Origin of the sequence: Bifidobacterium olomucense, assembly GCF_012932375.1 — a bacterium.
Taxonomy (GTDB): domain Bacteria; phylum Actinomycetota; class Actinomycetes; order Actinomycetales; family Bifidobacteriaceae; genus Bifidobacterium; species Bifidobacterium olomucense.
The window spans coordinates 190033-201516 of record NZ_JAAIIG010000002.1; the positions used below are offsets into that span (position 1 = coordinate 190033).

The 11484-nt window shown below is 58.3% G+C and carries 6 protein-coding genes; 4 read left to right on the plus strand and 2 right to left on the minus strand.

All coding sequences use genetic code 11. The annotated features are described in order from the left end of the window. Window positions 1–59 precede the first annotated feature (59 nt). From G1C97_RS02825 to G1C97_RS02840, 4 genes are all read left to right on the plus strand, one after another. Entirely contained in the window at window positions 60–1559 is a 1500-nt protein-coding gene (locus G1C97_RS02825; protein ID WP_417852201.1) for a DNA-processing protein DprA, read from the plus strand. Window positions 1560–1600: 41 nt separating this feature from the next. Continuing rightward, entirely contained in the window at window positions 1601–3472 is a 1872-nt protein-coding gene (locus G1C97_RS02830) for an FAD-dependent oxidoreductase (RefSeq protein WP_169240441.1), read from the plus strand. Window positions 3473–3591: 119 nt separating this feature from the next. Next, window positions 3592–4572 (plus strand): succinate dehydrogenase/fumarate reductase iron-sulfur subunit, encoded by a 981-nt coding sequence (locus tag G1C97_RS02835; RefSeq protein WP_169240442.1) that lies wholly within the window; start codon window positions 3592–3594, stop codon window positions 4570–4572. A gap of 75 nt (window positions 4573–4647) precedes the next feature. Then, complete coding sequence (locus G1C97_RS02840; protein ID WP_169240443.1) at window positions 4648–5313, plus strand: O-methyltransferase; 666 nt, start codon at window positions 4648–4650, stop codon at window positions 5311–5313. Window positions 5314–5374: 61 nt separating this feature from the next. Here the strand turns inward: G1C97_RS02840 and G1C97_RS02845 are convergent, their stop codons facing one another. Continuing rightward, the gene (locus G1C97_RS02845; RefSeq protein WP_169240444.1) at window positions 5375–10273 is read right to left on the minus strand and encodes an Lhr family ATP-dependent helicase; all 4899 of its coding nucleotides are present in this window, start codon (window positions 10271–10273) and stop codon (window positions 5375–5377) included. Between the two features lie 149 nt (window positions 10274–10422). Beyond that, complete coding sequence (locus G1C97_RS02850) at window positions 10423–11385, minus strand: ribokinase (protein ID WP_100495468.1); 963 nt, start codon at window positions 11383–11385, stop codon at window positions 10423–10425. Window positions 11386–11484 lie beyond the last annotated feature (99 nt).

The window sequence follows — 11484 nt, forward strand, 5'->3', positions numbered from 1 at the left end:
CTCGGGAAGCGCTCCATCGCGCTGCACTCACCTTTTGCTTGGACGGTTCGGACGTCCGTATGTTCGCCACGCTCAAAGGCGCCCCTAATGCCGAAGCGTTATGGCGCGTATTGGAAGAGTCGCACCCCGACCGCTCGGACACCTCCCGCGAACCAGCACTGATGCAGTTGGATCGCATGTTCGCGCAAGGACTTGTTCGTTGGGGGCGCAAAGCTTCCTTGGAAGCGATGTGCTCATTCCGCCGCACAGTGGCTGCTTGGCATAATCGCATGTCGAATCTGCCATCGCATAACATCACGCAATTGGCCGATTGGTTTACGATGGACGGCACGCAGCATCTCATCGCCCCCGGCCACCCTTGCTGGCCTACCCAGCTTAATGATCTGTCAATCCGGGCAGATTGGGCGCCTCCGTTATGCCTATGGATCAAAGGAAATCCCGCAGCCTTGGTCAGCTGTCCGAAACCGATTGGCATAGTCGGTTCACGTGATGTGACCAAATACGGCCGATACATTGCCGGCAGCGTGGCCGAACGCGCTGCAGCCGGAGGGCATCTGGTGGTATCCGGAGGAGCCATGGGAACGGACGCTGCAGCACACTGGGGCGCATTGAACGCAACTCTCGGCAAGTCATCGCAGCACATCGGCACCACAGTCGCCGTGTTCGCCGGGGGCCTCAACCATATCGGCCCCGCCCGCAACCACACTCTTTTTGAACGTATCGAGGAGCAACACGGAGCGCTGATCAGCGAATTGTGTCCGGACACCATTCCGGAAGCCCGTCGTTTTCTGTTGCGCAACCGCATCATTGCAGCGATGTCCAGCACACTGGTTGTGGCACAGGCAAGGCTTCGTTCCGGCGCACTGAATACAGCTGGCTGGGCATGCGAACTCATGCGCGAAGTGTATGCCGCGCCCGGCAACATCAATCTGCCAGATAATGCCGGCTGCAATAAGATGATCGACGATCATCAAGCCATGATGCTGCGCTCCCTGTCCGATATCGAAGAGATATGGCATGAAGCGCATCCCCCATATATGGCACAGCCGAACACGGTCGAAAGCGATGCAGCTGCAAGCATGACCGGCGAAGATTCCCTTACGAGGCAAACAATCGCGACGCCATCAGCCGGGACCTCCATCATGCAGGCTTCTGCCGCGTCAGCTTCCGACGTGATAGCTCCTATAGCTTCTGGCACCGAAGCGAGCTGTTCCGAACCAGTTCCACGGAATGCAGTCCAACGGGAACCGGCACGAGGGAAGTCCGCTCGCAGTATGCCGGATCTTCGCGAAACGTCGCGCGGCCAGGCACAACAGCAAGCAGAAATCAAAGTTCGCGACCTGCCGGAGACAGATCAGTTGATGGTGGCACTGATGCGCAAGTGCAGCAACAAGCATCTCAATGTCACGCCGGACGCGCTTCTGCGCGAAGCACGACAATTCGCACCGGACGATATCCCGGATATCAGCGCAGTGCTTGAGTTGCTTGGCGGCCTAGAGCTTCGAGGCGTAGTGGAACGAAAGGCAGGAATATTCAAACTCAGTTCGCATGTGCGATAGCTGCTTCGACCCTGTTCGCCGGGTGTGCGAGAATCGAACCCATGAGTCCGAAACGTTTGGAAGATATGTATGATGCGGTTATCGTCGGCGCCGGAGCAGCCGGCCTGTCCGCGGCACTGGGGCTGTTGCGCTCCCCCGAAATCATGGATCTGAAGGAGCAGGGCGTCGAGCCAAAAATCCTCGTGGTTTCCAAATTGCAGCCGCTGCGCTCGCATACCGGTTCTGCGGAAGGCGGCATTGCAGCGAGCCTTGGCAACATCGAGACCGACGATTGGCATTGGCATTATTACGACACCATCAAGGGCGGCGATTGGCTCGTCGATCAGGATGCCGCAAAACTTCTTGCCGAATATGCGCCGGAAACCGTCATCAATCTGGAACGTCAAGGCGTGGCGTTCTCCCGCACTGAAGACGGACATATCTCACAGCGACGCTTCGGTGGCCATACCCGTGATTTCGGCGGATCACCAGTCAAGCGTGCCGCATACGCCGCCGATCGTATCGGCCATCAGATTCTGCACACCCTTTGGCAGCAATGCGTAGCCCAAGGCGTAGCATTCGCCGAAGAATGGTATGTAACCGATCTGGTGTTGGATGAAAACGGCAACCGAGTCGCCGGCATCGTGGCGTTGGACACCCATTCCGGCAAGACGCAGGCCGTTCATGCACGCAACGTGCTGATTGCCACAGGTGGCGCAGGACGTCTGTTCCACACCACCTCCAACTCCTGGGATCTCACCGGCGACGGCATGGCGTTGGTGCTCGATGCCAGACTGCAGCTGGAAGACATCGAATTCGTGCAATTCCATCCGACCGGACTGGCGCATACCGGCATTCTGCTTTCGGAGGCCGCACGCGCCGAAGGCGGCATCTTGAGAAATGCCGACGGCGAACCGTTTATGGAACGGTATGCCCCCGAGCATAAGGATCTGGCCGCCCGAGACGTGGTGTCCCGTTCCATTATGGCGGAAATCGACGCCGGTCGAGGCGTACCCGATCCTAAAGACCCAAATGGTCCGAAGGACTGCGTATGGCTGGATATGACTGGAATCACCCCCGAACGCATGGCCGAAGCCCTGCCCCAAGTGGTTGAGACCATCGAACAATATGCGAACCTCGATCCCGTCAAGGATTGGGTGCCGATCAAGCCGACTGCGCATTACACGATGGGCGGTGTCCCCATCACCACCGACGGTGAAGTATACCGATGGGGCGATGAACATCGCACCCTTGTCGATGGTCTGTTCGCCGCCGGCGAGTGTTCCTGCGTATCGGTGCATGGCGCCAATCGCCTCGGCGGCAACTCATTGCTCGACGCATGCCTGTTCGGCACCCGTGCCGGCCGCACACTTGCCGCACGTATCGCAAACAATCCGGTGGACTCCCCCATGGCAGACGAATCAGCCGATGAATCACTGGCCAAGGCGACCGATCAGGCTGCAGCACGACGCAGTGACGAGCTGAATGATCTACTCAACGGTTCAGCGCCAGCCGCAGCAACTGATACGGATTCCGGCATCACCAACCCATACCAACTTATGGCCCGGCTCGGCTCGGTCATGGATCGCGCGCTTGCCGTTCGATGCAGCGCCGACACCATCGCCGCCGCTCTGTCCACAATCGCCGAAGAGCTGGAGCCCGCGGCCAAAGCACTGCATGCCCATGACAGCACTGCCGTGTTCAATCAGGAGATTACCGCTATCTGGGAGGTAAGGCACCTCATCGAACTCGCAAAAGTCATGCTGAAGGCCAGCGGAGCGCGTCAGGAATCACGCGGCTCTTTGAAGCGTCTTGATTTCCCGGAGCGCGACGACGAGCATTTCCTGGCACATTCCATGATTGCCACCGATGGCGCAGTTGTCTTGCAGCCGGTAGTTATCACCGACTATCCGCCCAAGAAGCGCGAATACTGAACGCCGCTCCGGGCGGCTCTTCGTAGCAAAATCGCAATGCCTGGCTCCGCCTAGAGCTTGTGGCACAATAGGTTGGCTAATATTGAACACGATGTTGACTGTTTCATGGAGGCAGATTGATGGCTGAGGCGAACAACACGACGGTTACCTTGCAGGTGCATCGTTTCACGCCGCGCACCGAACGCGCCGAACGCGCACGAGGGGGCAGCCCGTTCGCCCGTAAAAGCTCTCCGTTCGGAGGAGGCTCGGATTCTGCAGCGCGCCGCCGTCCACGCGGCAAGCAGTGGGTGCAGGAGTATACGATTCCCGCTCGGCCGGAAGACACGGTGCTTGATTGTCTCTTGACCGTCAAACGCACGGTGGATCCCACGCTGGCTTTCCGTTACTCGTGCGGGCACGGCATGTGCGGTTCAGACGCCGTATCGATCAACGGCACCCCAACGTTGTTATGTACGGCCACCATTCGTGATTGGGCCAAGAAACCCGCCGATCTGCCGCAAGTGGATGACGAAGGATTCCGTCATACCGGCAGTGGAACCGAAGACGCCATTAACGGTACGGGCGAGCATGAAGACGACGGTTCTCTTCAATCCGGACAGTCCAAAACGACTGAAGAGAACGGCTCACTTGGTGTTATCGAACTAGCTGCCCTTCCCGGTTTTCCTCCGCAACGCGATCTGATCGCCGATATCGATCCGATGCTCGATCAAATCAGGAGGCTTACCCCGTATCTTGAGGCGGATGGCGTGCTGGCTACTACCAGTGAAGGCAAGGTAGATGCTTTTGAGTATCTGCAGCATCCCGAGCAGTTGGCCAAATACGAAACACTGAGCAACTGCATTGCATGCGGCGTATGTGAAGGTGCCTGCCCGGTATTCGCCGGAGGCGATGCATTCATCGGTCCGGCAGCTTTGATCTGGGCCTCTCGTTTCATCAATGATTCACGCGACGACAAAGCCATGGAACGTATGGACGCCATCGACACCGCGGATGGTGTGGCGGCATGCCAGTCGGTGCGCGCATGCTCCCGGCACTGCCCGCGCGGTATCGATGTGGGCGAGGAAATGTGGCAAATCGTTGCCAAGGTGCGAGAACGCTGAGGCTTCGTACATTCATTAGCGCATATAAGAATCGTCGAAGCAGCCGAAGACGGCCAGAGAGAAGGAAAGCAGGTTATGGACAGGTCGCAGTATACGAATATCGCCAAGGCTTGGGAATTCACCGAAACACACGCACGAGAGCTTGAACCCAATGCATTGTCCGATGCCCGCATCGCCGCGGATGAATCCGGTCAGCTTCAGGGTTCGGCTGCTCAGGCTCGCTTACTTGGCATGTTGGTGCGCATGTCCGGAGCGTCATCGGTAATTGTCGTCGGCACAGGTTCGTTGGTCGAAACGTTGCAAATTGCCGAATCGTTGGATGGTAAAGGACTGCTCACCGCTGTCGATTCCACGGCACAGGGCATTATGCTGATTCGTAAGGCATTCGCATCCCTGCAGGACTCCACGGACACTACGTTGCGCGCCGTGAATGCACCCGCCCGCATCTTCTTGCCTCGACTGAACGCCAATGACTACGACCTGATTGTTGTGGCGGGCGACGCCGACAACTATGCCGCCACTTTCGCTCAGGCCTCCCGTCTACTGCGCGATCGAGGTGTCATAGTCTTCACTGATGCGTTGGCACTGAATTCGGAACATGGCGGCATGCTCAATGCCGCTGACCGTAGCGCCAAAGCCGTGGCCATGCGCGAACTGCTGGCTGCGGTGGAGTCGGACGAGCAGTTCGATTCCACGCTCACACCGGATGGCACTGGTCTGCTTATCGCCGTCAAGCGATAAGCGAGACTCCTGCTGCATGTTGCCGTATCTCGCGCCTGTCATCTCGTCCTACACATCTTGTCTAGTACAGACGCATTCCCTGAGGTACGGGAGTGAATCCCGCTTGATGGAGCAACCGCGCCAATGGGTGACGGGAGTTCAACGGTTCACCATTCACATCCGATAGGGTGATTGTCCCGGACTCATGCCGTTGCAGGGCGTACGCTAGTTCGGCAATGGCATGACGCAACCGGTCATCCGCCGCATCCGGCGAGACTGCATCGGATTGTGCAGGCTGCTCATCGTTCCCGTTGCAAGTCAGCGATTGCTCGAATACGATCAAATGCTTGGACTTAACCGTCGCATATATCACAGGCCCTTGTGCATCCAACGTCACTAGAGCTCCGGCCCGCCTGACCGGCTTGACGGCATTGGGAGCGACAGATGGCCATGCGATCGCCGAACCAGCCAGATTCGCCGGATCAAGTACGCTTAATGCCACCGCTGATCGACCATGATGTTCCGATGGATGTCGCAGAGCATCCACGGTCTCACGCTCAGCGAACTGCGCCGCACCAAATCCACGGACAAACATGCCGCGCACGAGTTTGCCGTGTTCTTCCATTTGTCTCAGCACCGGATACAGCGCCGAATATCCCCCCTGAACGTTCTCTTGGTCAACCAATGGCTGAGCGATAATGCCATAACGGTCCAACAGCGCTTCCACCATGGCGAAGACGCACTCAGCTCGTACCTGCGCGTGCAGCGGAGAAACCGTCGATGTTTCGCCGCTGCCGTCATGTCTCACTGAGCTGCCGATGTCGGCGTCGTGCAGATCATCGTTGACACGTATGCCGGCTGCATCTGCATCATCGATCTCCGAGACGTCCGCAGCCACCAACGACCATAGACCAGACAACGCCGTGTCTGTAGTCGTACGTCGAATCGGCGTAATCCTTCCGCGTCTGCGCACGACCGTAGTCTTACGACGGCTCCCCGGTCCTGCCGCTATTACGGCGCGCAGAGGAACGAAACTCGAATTGGTGACCATCCCTTGCCAGACGAGACTCCATAGAGCATCCTTGTACTGCCGCTCGCTCCATTCTTGGGGAACGATCTCTCCTGTCTTCGGATTGATATCTGGTTCAGCGGTCTCATTCCAAATGCGTTTCGCAGCGTCCATAAGCTGACGAGCATGAAAAGCGCCTCCGGATCGCAAAGCCCTGAGAATCGATTCAGGCATGGTGGTCGAGGACACCGAAGCAGAAGCACCGGACTTCCGCACCGTATGTAAGTCGGTGAGCAATATGGAATCCGACGGATGAAATGCCACTTCCCCTGCTTCCAACGCACCGGTGGCACCCGTTTTGGAACCGACCCATACCACGTCGCCTGACGCGAGCAATTCATCCAGCAACGCCGGCCGGTAATCTCGTACACGCGCTGGAAACACAGCCGATTCCCAGAGCGAGGCCGGTAATGCGATGCCCTCCAATTGCTCGATGACACGCATAAGCCCGTCCACGCCTTCATATCGCTCTCCGCCCACCGGTCCTACGCCTTGCCGATCGAGCAGAAACATCTGGTATGCGTTCGGCTCCACCGGTTTGATGGCTTTGCGAGCCTTGGACAGCGAACGCGAACGGATACGTCGGAACACCTCCCTGTGCAGCCACTGCTCAACAGGCTGTCCGATGGCAGGTGCGGCAGATTGCTCGCCGGCATCGACGAAATGGCCATGCAAGAGCTCTCCCCGGGCAGCGAGGCCGTCCAAGGCATGCACGGCGTCCGTGGCATTGATGCCGAGGTCGGTCATGAGCTGTTCGACGACAAAGGGACCATGGGTTTTGGCATATCGAGTCACACGACCGGTCACATCATCGGCTGCAAGTTCATTCCAAAAAGTGCGTTCACCCAGTTCCTGTTCGACTTCGCGGATGGTATCAGGATCCAATATCTGGGCCATATCAGTGGTGCCAAGCAACCGCTCAAGCACCTGAGGATCGAGCGACAGCAGTTGGCTGCTGCGTTCGGCCTGCGGCTGATCATACTGGTACATCACCGCGCCCACGAATCCAAAGAGCGTGTTCTCGGCAAACGGCGAAGGCGATTCGGTCTCCACGTCCTTGACCACGATGTTTCCGGTCTGCAGTCTGGTCATCACTTCGTTCAAGGCTGGCATGTCATAGACGTCCTGAAGGCATTCGCGTGCGGTTTCCATCAATAACGGAAAGTTCTTGGTACTGCGAGCGGACTGCAGCAACTGCGCGGCGCGTAAACGTTGTTGCCAAAGCGGTACGCGACGTCCGGGATCGGAGCGCGGCATGAACAACGATCGTGCGGCACACTCCCGGAAGCGGGAGGCGAACAGCACGGACTCCCCTACTTGCCGTTCCACATCCGCTCTGAGATCTTCAGGATCGAAAAAGAGCAGATCAGTGGCGGAAATATGTCCTTCGCCGTCCGGCAGCTGAATCACGATGCCATCGTCTGCGGCGTATGCCTGACCATCGAATCCGTATCGCGTGCTGAGCCTACGGCTGATGGCCATGGCCCATGGTTCATGCACGCGCCGCCCGAAAGGACTGAGGAGCACAATGCGCCAACCACCATCCTCATCACGAGTACGTTCCACCACAAGAACGCGATCATCAGGCACTATGCCGGTGACGGCTCGCTGCTCGGAGAGCAGGCGGGCGAGATTGGCAATGGAGTTGCTGTCAAGGCCATCATTGCGCAGACGCTGTTCGATTGCGGCATGGAATTCACCATCCTTATTAAGACCAGCTGCGGCTTCACGCAAGAATCGTCCTATGGCAAGACTGAAGCCGTAATCACGTCCAGCGCCCTCGCCGTGCCAGAAGGGCAGACGTGCGGTTCGACCAGGAGCCGGAGTCACTACCACGCGGTCACGTGTAATCTCCTGAATCTGCCACGTGGAGGTGCCAAGCGTAATGACGTCTCCCACACGCGACTCATAGACCATTTCCTCGTCCAGTTCGCCTACGCGGCGCTGGCCTTTGCCGGCATCCGCCTCGGGAAGCACCACGGTGTACAAACCTCGGTCGGGAATCGTGCCTCCGGAGGTCACCGCGATCTTCTGCGCTCCGGGACGTGCCGAAATGACGCCGTCTTCCCTGTCCCACATCAATCGTGGCCGAAATGCGGAGAAATCCTCCGTGTTGTATGCGCCGGACATCATGCCGATCACAGCGTCAAACATATCGCGCGGCAACGCCGTAAACGGTGCGGCATGACGCACCGTGTCATACCAATCGTCGGCATTGAGATTATGCATGGCCGCTGCCGCAACCGTCTGCTGGGCCAGAATGTCCAATGGATTACGGGGAATGACGAGTGGCTCAAGACGCCCTGCGATCATCGATTCCAGACCGGCCGCACTGGTGACGATCTGCATTCTGGTCAACGGGTAGAACAGCGCGTGCGATACCCCGCCCACCTGATGGTCGGCACGCCCTACACGCTGAAGCCCTGAGGAGACGGACAATGGCGTATCCACCTGAATCACCAGATCCACCGAGCCCATATCGATGCCGAGTTCGAGACTGGACGTGGCCACCACGCAACGCAATTCACCTCGTTTGAGTCGTTCCTCGATCATCTTGCGTCGATCTTTGGAAACCGAACCATGATGGGCCATGGCAATGACGTCATCGCCTTCATGCGAGCCGACGAGCATGGTGGTGGAACCGACCACGGCATCATAATGCACCGCGAAGCGTTCCCGGCCTTCGGGGGATGTGATGCCCGGCGCATCGCCATCACATTCACCTGGGCCGGTACCGTTATCTGTCGCATGCCCCACGACTCCGTGCCGGCTTTCCGCATACATATCGTTGAGGCGCGCCGTGAGTTTTTCGGCCACACCCCGCGAATTCACAAACACCAACGTGGTGCGATGAGCGAGAATGTCATCCAATATGCTGCGTTCCACAACCGGCCAGATGGAACCAGACGTACGGTCGCCGCGCGCGCCGACAATCGCGGAGGAATCCGAAGCCGGTTCGACAAGTCCCTTGCGTTCGGCAAGCCGTTGCATGGCTGGTGTGACGCCACTGATATGAGCAGTGGATTGTTCGGCATCTGTCCCACCTGCCCGCCTCATGACATTGACGGACTGCACATCACGCATGTTCTCCAACGGCTCGACCATGCGTAAATCCATCGCAGGACGTCCGCCCGGATTGACGATGGCAACCGGACGATCCCCGCCAAGGAATCGCGCGGCCTCCGCGGGTGGATCTACCGTGGCCGACAACCCGATACGTTGCAGATGGCATTGCCCACTGTCTGCCATGTTTCCGGCAGAGTCGCACTTCTTCTCGGCAAGACGATCGTCACCTGCCAAAACATCCAGCGCCTCACGTCGGCATGATTCAGCCACCAATGCTTCCAATCGTTCAAGGCTGACGGCCAGATGAGCCCCGCGTTTGGTACCTGCGACAGCATGAATCTCATCGATGATCACCGTGTCTACCGTGGACAGGATCCGACTGGCTTTCGAGGTCAGCAGCAGATACAAGGATTCGGGAGTGGTGACGAGTATATCCGGCGGGCGCGAGGCAATCCGACGCCGCTCTTGCGCAGTAATGTCCCCAGACCGGATGGCGATGGTGACGGCAGGAGCCCGGACTCCACTCGCTTCGCATTGCGCGGCGATGCCCGCCAACGGCTGTTCGAGATTCTTGGCAACATCCACAGCCAAAGCCTTCAATGGAGATATGTACAACACGCGCACACCCTTGCGGCCGCGAGCCGGACGAGGCTCGGTCATCAGCCGATCAATGGCCGAAAGAAACGCGGCGAGCGTCTTGCCGGAACCCGTAGGCGCAATGACCAGTACATTTCCACCGGAACGGATGGCGGGCCACGCCTGATCCTGCACGTCGGTAGGCTTGCCGAAGACATGCTCGAACCACAAGCGGGTAGGCTCGGCAAACAAACGCAAACTTTCGTACATATGTTCGATTATAGCGGGCTGGGCGAACAACGGAGGAAACGCCTTGCAACCACAAGGGCTGATACGAAAAACTCCCCTCTGAGAGGGGAGCCGAATCCGCGTTCCATGACGATTCATTGCATGGAATCGCCCCGCGATGAAACGAAATATCAGCTGAAATAGCTGATAACCTCCTCCGCGGTACCGTACGCCGACTGCGCACCAAGTTTGGTGGCGGCATATGCGGAGACATAGGAGCCGATTTGCGCGGATTGCAGCAATGTATATCCGGCGGCAAGGCTGGCAAGCACGGTACCCATGAAGGAGTCACCGCAGCCGGTGGTGTCCACAGCGTTCACCTGCACGGCCGAGACACGATGCCAACGGCCATCCTCGATGACGATGGATCCGGACGCGCCAAGAGTAACGATAGCGCGATCGAAACCATAGTCGGTGAATCGAGAAACAACCTCGTACCAGTCGAACTCAGCCACATCATCATCCGGAAGACCAAGCAGCTGAGCCACTTCATGCTGGTTGACGAGCAGGATATCGGTGGCCTCCACCAGCTCATGCGGCAATTCATCCATGAACGGCGAATCGTTGAGCAACACCGTCACGCCGGCGTCGTGCGCGGTTTGCGCCGCGGCGATCACCGTAGAGATCGGACTTTCCAGACACAGACCAAGCACCGCACATTCCGCAATGGTCGCACGATGCGATTGCACGTATCCGGCACTCGCCTTGGCATTGGATCCCGGCGAATATACGATGGTGTTCTCCCCTTCGGCGCTGACCGTAATCAGCGTGGTGCCGCTAGGACCTTCGACATGCAGAATGTCAGCGGTATCGACACCGGCCTCATCCAGCTTGCTGAGCAGAAAATCAGCATTTGCGTCATCGCCCACGGCACCGAGCAGTCGCACGGACACACCCAGCTTCGCCGCAGCGGAAGCTTGATTCGCCCCCTTGCCGCCCGGCAGCACCTTCATAGGTCCGCCATTGACGGTCTCACCCGGCTTCGGCAGTCGCTTGGCAGTCACTGTGTAATCGGCGTTCATCGACCCTACAACGATCACCGAACCGGGCGCTTTCTTCAATACGTTCAATCGATCCCGCACCGGCTCGGGCATCTGTTCATGATCTTCACTATTCTCCATGGGCGTCAAGCATAGTAGGCGGCGGGCCCAAAGCTGGAATCCACCACAAAAACCATGCCGTATCAAGGCATC

Bases quoted from the DNA above. Each gene is read 5' to 3' on its own strand.
- G1C97_RS02825 (WP_417852201.1), top strand. From the start codon at position 60: ATGTTCGCCACGCTCAAAGGCGCCCCTAATGCCGAAGCGTTATGGCGC.
- G1C97_RS02830 (WP_169240441.1), top strand. From the start codon at position 1,601: ATGAGTCCGAAACGTTTGGAAGATATGTATGATGCGGTTATCGTCGGC.
- G1C97_RS02835 (WP_169240442.1), top strand. From the start codon at position 3,592: ATGGCTGAGGCGAACAACACGACGGTTACCTTGCAGGTGCATCGTTTC.
- G1C97_RS02840 (WP_169240443.1), top strand. From the start codon at position 4,648: ATGGACAGGTCGCAGTATACGAATATCGCCAAGGCTTGGGAATTCACC.
- G1C97_RS02845 (WP_169240444.1), bottom strand. From the start codon at position 10,273: ATGTACGAAAGTTTGCGTTTGTTTGCCGAGCCTACCCGCTTGTGGTTC.
- G1C97_RS02850 (WP_100495468.1), bottom strand. From the start codon at position 11,385: ATGCCCGAGCCGGTGCGGGATCGATTGAACGTATTGAAGAAAGCGCCC.